This window comes from Gilliamella sp. Nev3-1, assembly GCF_001690435.1.
Lineage (GTDB): Bacteria > Pseudomonadota > Gammaproteobacteria > Enterobacterales > Orbaceae > Gilliamella > Gilliamella apicola_C.
Map to the genome: position 1 here is coordinate 39,504 of NZ_LZHN01000003.1, position 17,078 is coordinate 56,581.

General features: G+C 33.9%; 17 protein-coding genes. 9 read left to right on the forward strand and 8 right to left on the reverse strand.

Features of this window, described 5'->3' with window-relative positions:
- Position 1 precedes the first annotated feature (1 nt).
- From A9G40_RS00290 to A9G40_RS00305, 4 genes are all read left to right on the forward strand, one after another.
- On the forward strand, positions 2-727 hold the full coding sequence (locus tag A9G40_RS00290) for an amino acid ABC transporter permease (protein ID WP_065581394.1): 726 nt from the start codon (positions 2-4) through the stop codon (positions 725-727).
- A gap of 6 nt (positions 728-733) precedes the next feature.
- Positions 734-1,417, forward strand: a complete 684-nt coding sequence (locus A9G40_RS00295) for an amino acid ABC transporter permease (RefSeq protein WP_065581395.1) — start codon at positions 734-736, stop codon at positions 1,415-1,417.
- A 407-nt stretch (positions 1,418-1,824) separates the two neighbouring features.
- Entirely contained in the window at positions 1,825-2,013 is a 189-nt protein-coding gene (locus tag A9G40_RS00300; protein WP_065581396.1) for a response regulator, read from the forward strand.
- A complete protein-coding gene (locus A9G40_RS00305) occupies positions 2,013-2,405 on the forward strand; it encodes an ATP-binding protein (RefSeq protein ID WP_065581397.1) in 393 nt (130 codons plus the stop codon). Before A9G40_RS00300 ends, A9G40_RS00305 begins: the two co-directional genes overlap by 1 nt.
- Here A9G40_RS00305 and A9G40_RS00310 read toward each other — a convergent pair.
- The gene (locus tag A9G40_RS00310; RefSeq protein ID WP_065581398.1) at positions 2,368-2,994 is read right to left on the reverse strand and encodes a YrbL family protein; all 627 of its coding nucleotides are present in this window, start codon (positions 2,992-2,994) and stop codon (positions 2,368-2,370) included. The genes A9G40_RS00305 and A9G40_RS00310 overlap by 38 nt on opposite strands.
- 275 nt (positions 2,995-3,269) lie before the next feature.
- Here A9G40_RS00310 and rplM point away from each other — a divergent pair, with 275 nt between their 5' ends.
- The 5 genes from rplM (at position 3,270) to A9G40_RS00335 (ending at position 8,865) form a co-directional block, all read left to right on the forward strand.
- Positions 3,270-3,698 (forward strand): 50S ribosomal protein L13, encoded by a 429-nt coding sequence (rplM, locus tag A9G40_RS00315; protein ID WP_065566227.1) that lies wholly within the window; start codon positions 3,270-3,272, stop codon positions 3,696-3,698.
- A gap of 11 nt (positions 3,699-3,709) precedes the next feature.
- Complete coding sequence (rpsI, locus tag A9G40_RS00320) at positions 3,710-4,102, forward strand: 30S ribosomal protein S9 (protein ID WP_034915459.1); 393 nt, start codon at positions 3,710-3,712, stop codon at positions 4,100-4,102.
- Positions 4,103-5,686: 1,584 nt separating this feature from the next.
- A complete protein-coding gene (ltrA, locus tag A9G40_RS00325) occupies positions 5,687-7,417 on the forward strand; it encodes a group II intron reverse transcriptase/maturase (protein WP_081302090.1) in 1,731 nt (576 codons plus the stop codon).
- 366 nt (positions 7,418-7,783) lie between these two features.
- A complete protein-coding gene (gene sspA / locus A9G40_RS00330; protein ID WP_065581399.1) occupies positions 7,784-8,416 on the forward strand; it encodes a stringent starvation protein SspA in 633 nt (210 codons plus the stop codon).
- A 47-nt stretch (positions 8,417-8,463) separates the two neighbouring features.
- Positions 8,464-8,865 carry a ClpXP protease specificity-enhancing factor gene (locus A9G40_RS00335; RefSeq protein WP_065566229.1) on the forward strand — a complete coding sequence of 134 codons (402 nt, stop codon included), beginning with the start codon at positions 8,464-8,466 and terminating at the stop codon, positions 8,863-8,865.
- A 551-nt stretch (positions 8,866-9,416) separates the two neighbouring features.
- On the opposite strand, the gene A9G40_RS00340 is transcribed toward A9G40_RS00335, so the two are convergent.
- From A9G40_RS00340 to A9G40_RS00370, 7 genes are all read right to left on the reverse strand, one after another.
- Complete coding sequence (locus tag A9G40_RS00340; protein ID WP_065581400.1) at positions 9,417-9,872, reverse strand: A24 family peptidase; 456 nt, start codon at positions 9,870-9,872, stop codon at positions 9,417-9,419.
- Between the two features lie 515 nt (positions 9,873-10,387).
- On the reverse strand, positions 10,388-12,286 hold the full coding sequence (locus A9G40_RS00345; protein ID WP_065581401.1) for a TadE/TadG family type IV pilus assembly protein: 1,899 nt from the start codon (positions 12,284-12,286) through the stop codon (positions 10,388-10,390).
- Positions 12,287-12,294: 8 nt separating this feature from the next.
- On the reverse strand, positions 12,295-13,038 hold the full coding sequence (gene tadF / locus A9G40_RS00350; protein ID WP_065581402.1) for a tight adherence pilus pseudopilin TadF: 744 nt from the start codon (positions 13,036-13,038) through the stop codon (positions 12,295-12,297).
- A gap of 15 nt (positions 13,039-13,053) precedes the next feature.
- A complete protein-coding gene (locus A9G40_RS00355) occupies positions 13,054-13,524 on the reverse strand; it encodes a TadE/TadG family type IV pilus assembly protein (RefSeq protein WP_065581403.1) in 471 nt (156 codons plus the stop codon).
- 30 nt (positions 13,525-13,554) lie between these two features.
- Positions 13,555-14,715, reverse strand: a complete 1,161-nt coding sequence (locus A9G40_RS00360) for a hypothetical protein (protein WP_065581404.1) — start codon at positions 14,713-14,715, stop codon at positions 13,555-13,557.
- Between the two features lie 18 nt (positions 14,716-14,733).
- Positions 14,734-16,167 carry a type II and III secretion system protein family protein gene (locus A9G40_RS00365; RefSeq protein WP_081302091.1) on the reverse strand — a complete coding sequence of 478 codons (1,434 nt, stop codon included), beginning with the start codon at positions 16,165-16,167 and terminating at the stop codon, positions 14,734-14,736.
- Between the two features lie 2 nt (positions 16,168-16,169).
- On the reverse strand, positions 16,170-17,051 hold the full coding sequence (locus tag A9G40_RS00370; RefSeq protein WP_141675144.1) for a hypothetical protein: 882 nt from the start codon (positions 17,049-17,051) through the stop codon (positions 16,170-16,172).
- Between the last annotated feature and the right edge of the window lie 27 nt (positions 17,052-17,078).

The window sequence follows — 17,078 nt, forward strand, 5'->3', positions numbered from 1 at the left end:
TATGTACGAGCAATTACTTGAACCACGTTATTTGTGGTGGTTATGGGATGGTTTTTTAGTTACGTTGGCTATTTCATTGCTTACCATTATTTTTTCAACATTACTGGGTTTTTTATTAGTTATTGCTCAACAAAGTCGAATTAAAATCATTCAAATAATCGTAATGGGGTATAGCGCAATTTTTCGTTATTCTCCGTTACTACCTCAACTCTTTTTTTGGTATTTTGGGGTAGGTAGTTTATTGCCAGTCGAATTTAAATTATGGTTATTTGAAGAACCACAAATTCAATTGTTCTTTTTTTCAGTGAAAATACCATCATTTGAATTCATCATAGGCTCAATTAGTTTAACTTGTTATTCCTGTGCTTTTATTGCCGAAGAGTTTAGAGCTGGTATTGCTGGAGTTAGAGGAGCGCAAGAGCAAGCCGCATTAGCATTGGGTTTAAGTTGGTGGCAAAGTATGCGCTTTATTATTTTACCACAAAGTTTTCGCATTGCTTTTCCACCTTTAATTGGTCAGTACATGAATATTATTAAAAATTCGTCGTTAACCATGGCTATTGGTGTGCTAGAACTTTCTTATGTCTCGCGCCAAATCGAAACTGAATCATTAAAAACCTTTCAAGATTTTGCCATTGCAACTTTACTTTATATTATAACGATAGTAATAGTTGGAACTTTAGGCAATATTTATCAAACAAAACAATTGCAAACAAGTAGGGTGTGATTATTTATGGGCTTTAAAGGATTTGAAGTTATTTGGAATAATTTAGGTTACTTAATGTGGGGAAATTTCCCTGGAGGTATTTTCTTAACATTATTAATAAGTATTATCGCTATCTTGTTTTCAACAATTTTAGGTATTTTTGCAGGGGTAGGATTAACGGTTTTAAAAGGGATTTTACACAATTTATTAATTAGCGTGCTTAGTTTTTTTAGAGCTATTCCTGTTATTATGCTTATTTTTTGGAGTTACTTTCTATTACCTATGGTGCTTCATGTTGATATACCAGCAATTGCAACGGTGATATTTGCTCTATCTTTAATAGGTGCTGCATACATTGGCCACTCCGTTCATGCTGGCATGAGTGCGGTGGCTAAAGAGCAATGGCAAGCAGCGTTTTCATTAGGTTTAACTAAACAACAGGTGATTATATTTATTATATTACCTCAAGCCGTTAAAATGATGCTACCGTCTTTTGTTAACCAATGGGTGTCACTTATTAAAGATACCTCTTTGGCTTATATTGTCGGGGTGGCTGAATTTACTTTTGTTGCAACACAAATTAATAATCGTAGTATGGTCTATCCAACGGAAATCTTTTTATTTGTCATTGTAGTTTATTTTATTATTTGTGCCACACTTGATCTTGCGGCTTCGATTTTACCAAAATACTTATTATGCTTTTTTAAATAATACGTTATCTATTTTCTATCCTTATTTCTTAATTGTTTTTTTATTTTAAGGTTGTCTTAAGGTTTTTGCGTTAAATTGTTAATAGGTTAAATAGATCTAGAAAATGGTTTATCTGCATAATTTACAAACAACCTTTTATTTTTGATTAACGAGTCAAAATATAAATCCCAATTATTTTTATGTGATATGTTTTGGGTATTCAATTATCATTAGGGATTATTGTTGGATTTATTATGAGCATCATATCCGTATGTTTAACTAAAAATTTGGAGTAAATATTCATAAATTTCTTAATCGATTGTCGCTTTATTGGACTAAATAAACAGATTTAGCAATGTAAAGTGCAATATAAAATAAATTATTGCGCATTTTCAATAATGCTAAAATCGGTATTAAAGTAATGAACAATGAAGATATTAATTTTTGAAGATGATAGTTTGTTACAAAAAGGACTATACGACGGTATAACTTCAAACGGTTATGTCTGTGAAGTTGCACAAAATGGTAATCAAGCTGAACAATATATCCAATTTGGACAATTTAGCTTAATCATTTTGGATTTAGGGCTACCGATTGTGATGGGCTTGAATTGCTAATGCATTGGCGAAAAAATGGTATTACAACGCCAGTCTTGATTTTGACAGCACGAGATACAAGACTACTAGCACGTAATTTAGTTGAAAATAGTTATCAATACAGCCCCAATGAGACTAAAATCTTGGTGAGTTGTAATAAGGATAAAAAAGACAACCTTATCACTGTACAAGATGAAGGTAACGGCATTGATGAATCTAAAAGCGAAAAACTAACCCAAGCCTTTTTTCGTATGGATCGCAAACATAATGGTATAGGGCTTGGTTTAAGTATTGTTAATCGTATTGCTAAATTACATCAAAGCCTATTTACCTTAAAAAATAGAACAGATAATGCAAAAGGTGTTATTGCAGAATTCAGGATGACTGCTTCACTTCATCAACTAAACGAGTAATTAATCGATTATTGCTATTCTCTTTAACAATTGAGTTTAAAAAACGTTGCCAAGTTCGTTCAATTTTCGCTTTAGCAAAAAAAGAAATGTAATTAGCAATAGGGATAAGCGTCGAATTACCAATATTATCAATAATAATCAAACGACTTTTATCAGCACTTAAGTGCTGAAACAAGATATTCTTGCTTTTTATTGTCATAGTAATAATACGGTTTTTTAATAAAGCCGATTTTAAATTTTTTAATGAAATAACTAAATCAGCATAATATTGTTGTGTTAATTTTTCATCCGCAAGATATTTTTCAAGTGATGTCGCTGTTTTTCCATCATAATCACGGATAAGTTCAAAAACATGACCTTGCCCATAATTGGTTAACACCGAGCCATAATATTTAGCTAACGCTTCAAATGAAATGTTGCGTCTGATCAGGTGTTTATAATAGGCAATTTCGCGGTTAGTTTCCTCTTCGGCACCATCATTATAATTTACTTTAATACACTTATTAAGATCACTAGGATGATGATAACATTTACGATGCAATCCTTTGTTAATATAATCTTTTTCTGAAAGTTGAATAGTTTTGTTCATTTGTATAAATATTGTGTTATTTAATGTTGATTTTAAGTTTATCAGTAAGGCTTCTTTATCGCCATGATTTTTTATTTTTACTCTAGCGCTTTTATATTATTTCTGTATAATATTGCCACCCACGTTACGACAACATTTTTCCCAATGTTGTTTTAGGTTGTGAGCATTAATATAACCACTCGAAGGGGTGTGTTGCTTAATAGTAACAATCAAAAAGTGTAAATAAATCAATTGATTTATTGACGTGAGATTAATTGAAAATTGGATAATTACGAATGAGTACTTTTTCAGCTAAACCAGAAACAGTTAAACGCGACTGGTACGTTGTTGATGCAGCAGGTAAAACGTTAGGTCGTTTAGCTACTGAAATCGCAAGCCGTTTGCGTGGTAAACACAAAGCAGAATACACACCACATGTTGATACAGGTGATTATATTATCGTTATCAATGCAGAAAAAGTTGCTGTAACAGGCAAAAAACGCACTGATAAGATCTATTATCGTCACACTGGTTACATCGGTGGGCTTAAAGAAGCGACTTTTAAAGAAATGATTGAACGTCATCCTGAACAAGTCATCGAGATTGCTGTAAAAGGCATGTTACCGAAAGGTCCTCTTGGTCGTGCAATGTACCGTAAACTAAAAGTTTATGCTGGTAATGAGCACAATCATGCGGCACAACAACCGCAAGTATTAGATATTTAAGGGGATAGAAGATGGCTGATAATCAATATTACGGTACAGGTCGCCGCAAAAGTTCTGCTGCTCGTGTATTTATCAAACCAGGTAGTGGTAACATCGTTATTAACAAACGTTCATTAGAGCAATACTTTGGTCGTGACACAGCTCGTATGGTTGTTATGCAACCGTTAGAGTTAGTCGAAATGACTGACAAACTTGATCTTTACATTACTGTTAAAGGTGGTGGTATTTCAGGTCAAGCTGGTGCAATTCGTCACGGTATTACTCGTGCATTAATGGAGTATGACGAAACTTTACGCTCAGCGTTACGTCAAGCAGGTTTTGTTACTCGTGATGCTCGTCAAGTTGAACGTAAAAAAGTGGGTCTACGCAAAGCGCGTCGTCGTCCACAATTCAGCAAACGTTAAGTGCGACAAGCAGCACTAAGTGCTTGATTTTTATGAAGTTTTTCGTAAAATCAAGTGAGATAAAAGGCGGAAATGAAATACTTTCCCCTTTTATCAGTAAATAAGCGCAAAGATGAAATATTCTTTCCTTATTTACAAGCTTGTAAACTCCTCGAGGGAGCCTTCATACTCCCGAAAGGGAGATAATACAGAAAGCGTTATAGAGATAACCTTTCAACCCGTATACAAGAGGGGACGTATTCTTGTAAGCCCTTTGTAAGGTTTAAACCTTACCAGTCCAGAGTTGAACTATATACAACTACATGATGAGCCGAAGATATAGCTGACATCAAAACTTCGCCATGAAGTAAACTGGAGCCTTTTGAGAGTCTTACACTCTCCAGTCATAGTTGGACTATACACAACTACAAGGCGAGCAATAAAACGATTGCCGACGTCTCTTTTTAACTAATAAGATACGACTTAATGTCCAGGGTTTATTTAAAACCACAGGGTAAAACATTAAGAAAGTAATTACAATATAGACAAAGTGATTAGTCGCAACATTAATCAACATAATATTAAAGTTAAGCGTAATACTAACTTTAAGGTTGATAATGAAGGGGCAATAGAGAATCATGTCTACAATATATTATTGGTAAAATATCAGGTGTAAAAGCCTATTTATTTCACTCGAGCAGTTTTATGAGCAGTGCATAAGCTGTTATTGCCATTGTTGGAACGAGCTAGCAATTAAGCGAAAGCGTGAGCCAACCTACTTTATGGCGAGTAGTAGTCTAGGGATAGTGCGAGACGGGTAACGGTCTGGTGCGGAGCTTCCCGACAATGTACCCCCTTGAGGAATAGCAAGGTTAGTGGAATCGTGAGGTGAAACTAAGTAATAACCAGTAGCAGGTTATGAGGGGCTAGACTGAATAGAAAGATGAACGTAAGTGAATAGATGATAAACGTCGTAAAGCTGACAAAGCCAAAGCTACTGATAGGCTTTAACCAAAAGGTGCATAGTGGGTTATTCCTTTTTAACGTGGGAATACGCCATCATACGACTATCGGCGGACAGTCTACATCTTAACTATTTGTGTGGTAATAACGGAACTTGGTAAGCCTGTACATTTGCCGTCCACAATTCAGCAACCGTATATATACGGAAAATGGAAGAGTGTACGGCAGGCAGAGCGTAAGCAATGCTGTTGAGTGTGCAGGTAAAGGAGGTTAGAGAAAGCGAAGGGTTGGCTGTAATGGCTAACATAGGGTGTGAAACATAACCTAACCCGAAAGGGTGCAGACTTCTAACTGGTCTTCCGTCGCAAGATGACGGGCTAATCCTTTAGTGGATAATTTCTAATGGAATTATTTTAGGCGAGGGATGAGCTGACGAATGCCTAACAGTTTAAAATGAATTATTGGGAAGTAATTCATCTGTGACAAGCAGACGCCAAACTCAAAACTCAATCATTAACCATGTTACATCGTGGTAGAGTTATTTGATTTACTGAATAACTACCACGTGTAACGTGGTAGTTCCTTGGTAGTTATTCACCAAAATCAAGTAATTTCTGCTACTTCTTGTATCAAGAGGTAAGTATGAAAGAGCAAGCTCATAATAGCTTAAAGGCTAATAAGAGTCCAGCTCCAGCGACCTCTGACATGGCTCGTAAATGGCACAGTATTGACTGGGTCAAAGCAACAAGACATGTTAAAGGATTGCAGAGTAGGATTGCGAAAGCGACACTTGAGAATAATTGGCGCAAAGTGAAAAGATTGCAAAGATTATTAACACGCTCGACTTATGCTAAGCAATTAGCAGTAAGAAGAGTGACTGAAAACAGAGGTAAAAGGACTACGGGAGTTGACAAAGTAGCATGGTCAACTGCCGAGGCAAAATGGCAAGCGATTGCAACGTTGACAAGTAAGGGATATAAACCGATGCCACTTAGGCGAGTATATATCCCAAAGTCTGATGGAAAGAAACGCCCTTTGGGTATTCCGACTATGAAAGACAGAGCAATGCAAGCGCTTTATCTATTTGCCCTTCAGCCTGTAGCAGAAACAACAGCGGACAAAGGCTCCTATGGGTTTCGCATTAATCGGTCAACGGCAGATGCGATAACACATATACATCGAATATACTCGCACAAAGGGAGGGAAACAAACCAACCTGCGCAGTGGGTATTAGATGCAGATATACAGGGCTGTTTTGACCATATTAGCCATGAATGGTTAATAAATAATATCCCAATGAATAAAAGGATATTAAAGAAATGGTTAAAATCGGGCGTTGTGGACATGGGACAGGTAAAAGCAACGGAGGAAGGAACACCGCAAGGCGGCATAATTTCCCCGACACTAGCGAACATGGCGTTAGATGGCTTAGAGAAAGTGCTCGCTGAACACTTCGGTGAAAAAGCAAGTAAGAAAATCAGGCAACATAAAACGTACATGGTAAGGTATGCGGATGACTTTGTCATATCGGGGATTTCGAAAGAGTTACTGGAAGAAAAGGTTATCCCAGTGGTTAAGGCGTTTCTCAAAGAAAGGGGATTAACTCTATCGGAGAAAAAAACCAAAATCGTGCATATCGAGCAGGGTTTTGACTTTTTAGGTTGGACGGTAAGAAAGTTTAACAAGAGTATCATTATCAAACCGAGTAAAAAGAATGTGAAAGCATTTTATAACAAGGTAAGAGAGAGGATAAAGAAGTTAAGCATGATAAAACAAGAAGACTTAATAAAAATACTTAACCCAATGATAAGGGGGTGGGCAAACTACCACCGAAGTCAAGTCGCCAGTGAAGCTTATGGGCATATGGATGCATTAATATGGCGGGCTTTATGGAATTGGAGCAAAAGACGACACAGCAAGAAAGGCAAACGTTGGATTAAAGAGAAATACTTTAAAACAACCGCTAATCGAGTGTGGAATTTCGGTACTACGATGAAAGACCGCCATGGTGTAGAAAAATGGGTTGAAATATTGCAGTGTAGCAAGACAGCAATCAAACGACACATCAAAGTAAAATCGGACTATAACCCGTTTTTACCTGAATGGGAATTATACGGAGAAACATTATACCAAAAACGGATGTACGAGGAATTCTCTCACAGAAGTAAATGGCAAATGTTATATAAAACTCAAAAAGGTCGTTGTGGATTATGTTTACTCCCTATCACAAAAGAAACGGGATGGCATGACCACCATATAATCTACAAAGTGCAAGGGGGTACTGATGCTTTGAAAAATAGAGTGTTATTACATCCTATCTGCCATAAAAAAGTTCATGCGCTGAAGTTAGAAGTAGTGAAACTGGCTTATTAAGTCAATTGGAAGGCTTGAGCTGTATGCGGAGAAATTCGCTCGTACAGTTCTTAGGGGGCGGTGGCACAGTAATGTGCTACTGCTACCCGACTACAACTTTACAAAAGTTCTCAAAACCCAGCCAAGGCTGGTTTTTTTTCGTAAATACATCCACATAACTAAAAACACTATTTTCATTGGAATCAACTTATATAGTAAAAATCATTTTCTACTAAAACGTATATACCATCTGATATCTTATTGCCATAAAACAGTTTCTTAAAATAAAGATAATAATAAAATTCATTTTTTTAACAAATTTGTTATTCAATTTGTTAGAATAGTAATCAATGAAGCTTATTTTAATTTTTCATATTTGGAGTGAATATGGTTGTTGCTGTTAATAAACGTTCTGTGATGACATTATTTTGTGATACAACAGATATTTACGGGCATCAGATTCGTTTTGTGCTGGCAGAAAAAGGGGTAACTGCGGAAATTGAGTTTGTAACGGCAGATAATTTACCTCAAGAATTATTGGATCTTAATCCATATGGTTCAATCCCAACATTAATTGATCGCGATCTAACGTTATATGAACCACATATAGCATTAGAATACCTTGATGAACGTTTTCCCCACCCACCATTAATGCCTGTTTATCCTATTGTTCGTGCTAACTCTCGATTAACAATGTATCGCATCAAAAAAGAGTGGTATAGTGCTTACGAAACTATTATTAATGATCCTAGTAGTAATGAAGCACAGCTTGCACGTAAAAATTTACTTGATGATCTTGTTTCTATTTCGGTCATATTTAAAGAAAAGCCTTATTTTATGAGTGATGATTTTACGTTAAGTGATTGCTATTTTGCTCCATTATTATGGCGTTTACCGATGCTTGGTATTGAGTTACCTAAAGTTGCTGAGAAAAATTATTTAGCATATATGGCACGAATTTTTGAACGACCAGCTTTCATTAATTCATTAACAGAAGACGAAAAAAAGATAAGATCATAATAATAATTTTATCTGACTTGTAATAATCGTAGACAAGGTGGCTTTTTATGGAACTTGAGCAAATGACTCCTCGCCGGCCTTATTTATTTAGGGCTTTTTATGACTGGATTCTAGATAATGAATTAACACCTTATATTGTGGTTAATACTTCGAAATATGGTGTGATAGTTCCTCAAGAATTCATTCAAAATAATCAAATTGTATTAAATATTGCTCCTCATTCTGTAGGTCAATATTGTGCAACTAACGAACAAGTAGAATTTAATGCTCGTTTTTCGGGTGTCCCTCAACACATTGTTGTACCGATGGCGGCTATTGAAGCAATTTATGCGCGTGAAAACGGCATTGGTATGGGATTTGAAGATGAACCGCAATATCATCAAGACCAATGCGAAACTCCACCTCAACAACCGAAGCCAAAAACTAATCCATTTCGTGTTGTGAAATAGCCATTTTATTCGTTATTACGCCCATGCACATATTAGTAAGTGGGCGGCATAATATTAATGAGTGGCAAAAAATCACTACATTTAACTAAATTGATATCTATTATTTTTGACAAAGGTTAGTTTAGTTTTTATGTATGCTTATTGTAACTACTCCTTAAAATAGTGCATCTAAAAAGTAGAAAATTCTCTATAATAAAAGTGAATAGAATTTAATTATGGAAAAATACCCCATCACAAAATCATATCTATTACAAAAAAGGTTAAAATTGGAATTTTCGTAAAGTTTTGTGCTGTAGATAGTGCATAGGTAATTCGGCTTGTTATAATAAGTGGGGAAAAAGGCAATAGCATGAAAGTAGCCAATATCAAACCTAAGTGTTTTAACAGTGTCAGAAATCTAGTCTATCAATGGACATCATAAACCGACGTGCTATCGCGTGTACTGGGGATTAGAGCTTAATCTTAGCATAAAGAATATACAGAGCCAAATAAATGCCCCCCAAAAACTACCCATCAAAGTGTAATTATTCGGGAGGAACAATAAGTAATTATTAGAATACTGTTTTAAATAGTGTAATTGACGTTAAAAAATAACTTCCGCTAATAGCTAAACCATAAGGTAATGTAACTCCTGCTTCTGGTTTTTTAATATATTTATATATTATTGCTATAATCGCAATCGGCAGCCCAAGTAATGTAATTAGCACTAAAAAAACCCAAACATCATGCGGTGGAATAGATATCAAGAGTGCTGTAATTAATTTTATATCTCCTGCTCCAACTAATCGGCAATAAAACATAAATAGACCGCAAATCAAGAATATCCCTGATGCTTTATAATTTAGTTGACCCTCTCCAAAAATAAAATTAAAAATAGCGAGGATGAATATTATACAAACAATATAATTTGATATTATTCTGCGTGTTAAATCAGTATAACAAGCAACTAATAAACATCCCCAAATTGTTAAAATAATAACATCATTAATTAATAATTGATTAATCATTATTTACCTTGACCTAGAATATAATCCTACCTATAAACGCTAATTTAGCATCTAGTTAATTCCTCGTTTTGCTACAATACGGGCCAAATTTACGTCTAATACCTTGTCCAATAAAAAATCTGCTTCATCACTATAATAGAGTAGATTTTATACCCTCATCAATTTTGACTAAATTACCATTCAATAGCTTTCCTGTTAAACTTATATCATACATTATATTTCTATAAGTCATCTTTTCTCCAAATTTTGGACTTACTTTGTAAGTAATGACAAAGCCACAAAATTAAAAATAAAATAATTTAATATTTACCCCAAAACCCAAACATTACTATTTTTATGGTAATATCTTTTCCGGCTAAGCTAAGCTTAGTTCAAGTCTAGTCATAAATCCCTTAGTTATTTTATATTATTACATCCTTAAATCCACTTGATAAGAATGATAACTATAAACAGTATATAAATAAAATTGGAACGTTCATCATTTCCATTTTTTAGTAACCATTATTTTTCATAGATTAATCATTCTTATTAATAAATTGCCCCGTTTCAGTTTCAATAATTTTAGTTATTGCCTTAATCAATGACTGATAATCATGAGCCTCGTGTAAATAACGTTCATCACGATCCATGCATTTAGTATACCACAAGCCATATACTTGTTCATATTGAGCTGGAGAGGTTAAATTTCTAGCATTAGGGTCTATCTTTATATAGTGAATAGCTGCATTTTGAGCTGTAGTTTTTAACCCTGTAGTTATTGTCTGACAAACATTATTATTTAAAAAATCATCCCTAAGAACATCCGCACCTTTATCATCTTTACCATCTGTGATAATAATTAGAATTTTATCATCATACGCCCCTCCGGCTATCTCTGGTACAGCCCTTAACAAGGCAGTTATAGTATCAGTGCCTCCCCCAGGTTTCCAATCTGCTATCTTGTCTCTTAATGAATACTTATCTAGTGGAAGAGGAATTAAAACTGGCCCAGTTTTAAAATTACGATCTCTGTTATATTTATCTTTGAGTTTTCCTGATGCTATTTCATACATTCTGCCGTTTGACTTTCCTACCATATTTTCACTTATGACACCAAGATTATATAAAGGTGACTGACACATCCCATAAAACGGTGAAAAATCGCCAGTAGGTGTAACGGGACGATTAAATGTTATTATATTATTATCCATATCACTGAACAATGCATCAATGGTGCCTATTACATTAACTGTTTCAGTATTGGCGAAAGAATAATGCACATTAGCGTTTGACCCTGAGTACATAGAATTATATAATTTAGCTACGCTATTATATTGATTTTTTATTTTATCTTTATTTGCCTGTTTTAACGGATAATCAGCTGCATTTTCGTTACAAGCATATCTTGACTCCCCATTTTGAAACGGATTATTATTTTGATTACGCTCTCTACACATGTTTCTAGACATCGATGGTTCAATAATTTTTGAATAAAAAAGGTAAAAATAATAGTCTAAATAGTAATAAATCATATTACCATCGCGATCAAAATCAGGCCTATCACCAAAAAAAGATATATTTGTTGCCATATTTTTATTTGCCCAAAAATTATAGTCAACAGTGTCGTAAGGTGGCTTCATTTTATACAGAACCGAACAATTATAGACATTGTAGGCATCACCGCTCAAAGTATGCGGAGGGACGTCAGGAGGCGTGGGAACACCGATATCATAAGGAATTAAAGCGAAGTCATAATCTTGCACACCTTTATATCTATCAACAATGTCCACTATTACCTCTTTCATATAATCAACACGTAGCTGATTATAATTTACTTCAGAGTATTTATTGCAAGATGGATCATTGTATTTACATGTTGCTGAACCTGAAAAATCAGCAATAAAAGCAATAGCAACCCCCGTGCCATCACTACTTACTTTTCTTGCATTACCATAGCTTTCAGTATTATTAGTTACATTAGATGAGTTGTACAATAGTGTTCCCCAATCATCACCACTGCCCTCCCTTTCTTTACCAAACAGAGAACCGAATTTCTGTGTATAACTGACATGATATTCTTGAATATCATTTCTAGAATCAAAATCAATAGAAATATTAGCATTTGCAGATAAAGCATCGCTAATTTCTTGATTAAGAAAATAATTAATATAACTCAATGCTATTCGTTTATTTTCTTCACGTGCTGTACTATCAACATTTTTATTATTTAAAGCTGCTATGGCTAATGAAGCCTCGTTAGTCGCCTCAGAGATCCTCGCACGATTAGATAATGTTTCGTTATAATTAAATGAAATAAACATACAAGCACATATGGCAGGAGCCATAATCGCAAAAAAAATAAGTGCATTTCCAGCAGTACATTTAAAAAAGGATTTCTGATCATTGAGCCGTTTTACTTGTTTATTATCTTTCATATAGCCCTCTAATGTGCATACATAGGACAAGTACTATTAATAATTGCCATATCATTACAGCGAGACAACACCATAGTACTAGTACATATAGATTGACCGAATCCACCCCCCCCCTCAGAGCTATTAGTCAGTCTTAAAAAAAGACTTTCTTCCTGCTTAACACACATGCTAACGCGATACAAAGGAATCCAACGCCCAGTCAACGATTGACCACTACCAGTAGTACCATTTCTCCGCACATACGGAATGAATTTTACATAGTTAGTAGAATCCTCCATAGAAGAGAGTGAATTAAAATAATTAATTGCGTCACCACAAGAGTTTGAAGGACAAATTGGATCACTACTGAGTTGTTTCAATTTAGCATGCTCTATCTTAGCTTGAAAATTAGGATCACTTGTGTCTTGTGAAATAAGTAAAACATCTATTTTTATAGATACCTCACGATTTAGTAGTTCGCTGGCCATTTGACGTAATTCCTCCGCTTGAGTATTATCAAATAACTCACGAGATTTGTCACACAGATTAAAACATTTTCCTCTATCGTTTATCACAGGGTAAAGAGCCGTTCTCTCGCGAAAAATTGATGCTACAGCATAATTTACTCGCTCCAGCTTATTTTTTAGCGAAATGACGGAATATCCATCATAGATAATAAACATTAATGCTGTAAACAAAAAGGCACAAAATACAAACTCAATTGAAATAATAGCACCGTCTTTATTACGAAAAAAATTACCAGAATATTTCATTATTATTCCTTTCTTTTAATTATCATAAAATTCACGGTAAACAATAGTTTTCTTTGTCAAAGAAGAATCAATAATACGACCAAATAATTGGGAAAATATAGCATAGTAGTCATACTTCAAATAAAATAGTATTATGCTAGTATCATCATTCACTGTATTTTGGCAAGTATTGTCAATTGTATCTCGAATTGTTTTGCAAAATTTTACTGTAATATGCAAATCATTCGAATTAGTCAAATAAGGCCATAACGGTACTTCAGATGTAGCGAATTGATTCATTTGTGCAACATAATTGCCCCTTTCAGAAATTGCGGCTCTCCTTGTAATTTCTGTAGCCATTAAATCTAAGGATGAACCAATAATCATGATACGGCTTAACTCAAGCGTAAACAAAAATAGGCTTATTAAAAAAGGGAAAACAAATGCAAATTCTATGGCAATACTTGCTTGCTTTTGACGAAGGAACAATTCCCAATATTTCAACATAATTCTTGCTCTACCTTATTATATTAAAGGTTAACCTTTCTTTTTCTTTAAAATTGAAAAAGATCTTTTTGATTTATTTTTCTCGATTTTTTTATTGCCAATAAGAGCCGAAGATATCTCTTTTATTTCACGACTATTATACGCTTTTTTAAAATCATTCATTTTTGGAATAAATTTACGAGTAAAATCAATGCTTCTACCCAAAAACTCTTCAATATCGTCATTTCGTAAAACGTTCTTTTTATCACAAGGCAAATTATCATTTAAACAAACCAAAAATCGCTTATCGAGTAAATCCAAATTTTGCACACTAGCACGTGCAATGTCATCTAGAATCTTTTTTGCAACTTTGACAGAATAAGGATCTCGGTTCATTATAATAAGAACAATATTTGAAAGATCGATAATATCTTCAAAATGTTCAAATGAGGATGATAATCCCATATTTTGATCAATAAAAGTAATATTAAATTGTCCAGAATTAAGATCATCGTATTTCCAAGCTCTGTCACTATTCTCAATTTTTACTTGTATAGAATCTCCAACATTAACAAATGTACCATCTTGAGGTATTGGCATTTCAAATAAAAAATCGGCATTAGGGCTTGTTGTTGCCCCTTGAATATAAAGAAGTGGGTAATTAGTTAAAGAACTAATATTTTTTAGCGTATGAATCGCTAATGATGATGTGCCAATTCCTCCTTTGCAACCTAAAAATGTAATAACACTCCCTACTCTTTTGCTCGAACTATTTGGAGCAAGGCTTCTTAAATGTAATATATCAGTAATTTTATCTAATTGGCTCTCTAATAAAAAATGAATCCCTTTTTTCAATAAGAATTCAGAAAATCGAATTGAGTCATGGTCGCCAATAAGGATTGTTGTAACTTGAATTGGAATACAACGATTAATATTTTCCGATAAGAATTCTGCGTCAGCCTCGTCTTTAATATCTAAAATAATTATGTCATACTTATTCCAACTAGCTGCTTCTTTTAATTCTGATAGCTCTAAAGGGATAATTTCCATACCTAATACGTTGTAAAGAAAAAGCACAGATCGAATATCTTCAACCAACTTACTTCTTTTACTTAAAATAGCAACACGAAAACCTGAAATACTCTTAGTCACAAATTCTTGTGAAGAACCTTTTGATATATCATTATCGTTTTTATTACCAAATAATTGCATAAGAATCTCATTAACCTTTTATTCAATAAAGCCCATATCATTAATAAATTTTTCACTTTCGTTAGATATTGGCACTGTCTTACGTCGTTGTTTATCCACATTATTCTTAATATTGAAGAAACTATTAATCATATCAGTGCGTTCTAAAATTGGTAGTTCTACACTATCAAAACTGCTATTAGAGGTAACTAATTTAACTGTCGCAAACACAACCATTTCAGTTTTTCCTCGGCTAGTTGTTGCACTACGAGCCAATGCGCCTAAAATAGGAATATCACTAATAAAAGGAATTCTAGATAATACTTCTTCGTCTTGCTCATTAATTAAACCCGCAATAACAAAACTATCCCCGTCAGACAAGTCAATAGTTGAACTCGTTTTTCGAGTTGATAAAGTGGGAATATTATAATCACTAAAAGCATATGAGCCAGAAACTGAGCTTACTTCGTTATCAATAAATAATCTGATACGCTTATCATTATTCACTTTTGTGCTAATATTTAATTTTATGCCATAATCTTTATAAGTAACATTTGAACCACCATCTTTATCTTTTGTCACGATGGGAATTTCACCGCCAACTAAAAACGATGCACTTTCGCCAGACAATACCGATAAATTAGGTTGCGCCAAAATTTTGGCTAAACGATCGTTCTTTATAGCACGAATCATTGTCGTAATATTATGAATATCAAAACCTTTTTTTAGTCCTAACAGTGTAAACTCGCCAATAGTGTTCATATCAAAAGATTTGCCATCCATCATGCTTTTCAAAGTCAAACTTTGCCATTCAATACCCAATGAGTCGGTAAATTCTTTGCTAACTTCCACAAAAGTCAATTTTACATTAACCTGAAACTCTTCAATAACTCTAATATTGTCGATAATATTACTATAAACATAATGATCCTGAAATGAAAGATCTGGCTTGACTGTGACTTCACCTGTTACATCAGTTCGTATTCGCTCAGAATTTTGTCCAACAAGTGAACCAACAACCGCGATAATTTTACCTTTTGTCGTAGTATCGGGTGTAGTGCCATTTAGTACATATACAAATTTACCATTTGGATCACCATTATCATAACGATCGATTGTCACACTACTATTTGGAAAATTTTGTGCTAATCTATGCGTAATTTGAGATAAAAGTGGATCGACATTAATAGTATCATTAATAATAAGGTTATTTGCATCATCGTAAACAAGTAGACTTGCTCTACCATTTGATTTCCCATATATAATTAATGATTTGCCATCAACAACCTCATAATTTGCCACACTATCTTGACTAATAAAAACGGTTCCTACATTTTCAGGTAAAACAATTGTTTTACTTTGTCCTATCTGTAAATTGTGAATACTAGCAAAAACCGTCGAGGAAAAGCCGATAGATAGTAAACAAACTAAAAGTTTTATTGTTTCCATAGTTGATTTAATTCTTATTAACATTCTTAGTTACCTTTTAGCAAGTTGAGCCGTTTTTTCTTTGAAAAAATATCGTTATCAGATAATGGCCAATTTTTCTCTTTATCACTTAGCAAACGTAACCCATCATCAACATTTTTTTTATAAGTGCTAGGGTACATCATAATTGTAGAATTGGTCATTAATGTTCTTAATAGTTTAATCTCTTGATTTGAAAGCTCTAATTGAATTTGCGCAGTCTCAACTTTTCCAAAATTTTTCATGTCATTATCTAAATCAATATAAAGGATTCTCTTGCCAACAATAATCGGTTTTATACGATTTTTATTAAAAGCGTTACTAGGCGAAACCAAATTAGCCTCTTTACGGCTTTTACCGTGATAATCTGTAAACTCATCATCGCTACCATAAAATACATAAATATCAACCAAATCGCCACTTTTTAGGTTTTTTGCTAAATAGGTATCTGTTTTCTCCAACTTGAACGGAAACATGTAATTTCCCTCTTTTAAAGCTAATATTGCATAGTCAGGCGACTTAGGTGAAACAATAAAACTACGTTTTATAAAAGAATCTTTTGCAATATTATTTTTAGCAATATAAGTATCTACTTCTACTGCATCAGTTATATATTCAGGCTTCTGCTCACTATTAATGCTAATTTCTATTGACTTAAAATAGTAATCATCTTTTGACAAAATCGATTTTTTATTAATATCGCGTTTTGCAACAGCAACCGTGATGATTTCTGTTTTTGGCTCTTCTTTCTTGGGTTCCTCTTTGATAACCTCAACTGGCAACTGAACTGGTGGCTCAGCAACAGGTGTAGGTGTTGTTTTAGTAAATAGTAATGCTAATCCTACAATTAACATTAATACATATAGAACAATTATTTTCTTTCCTTTCATGCAAGCTCCCTATGGTGCTATATTTAT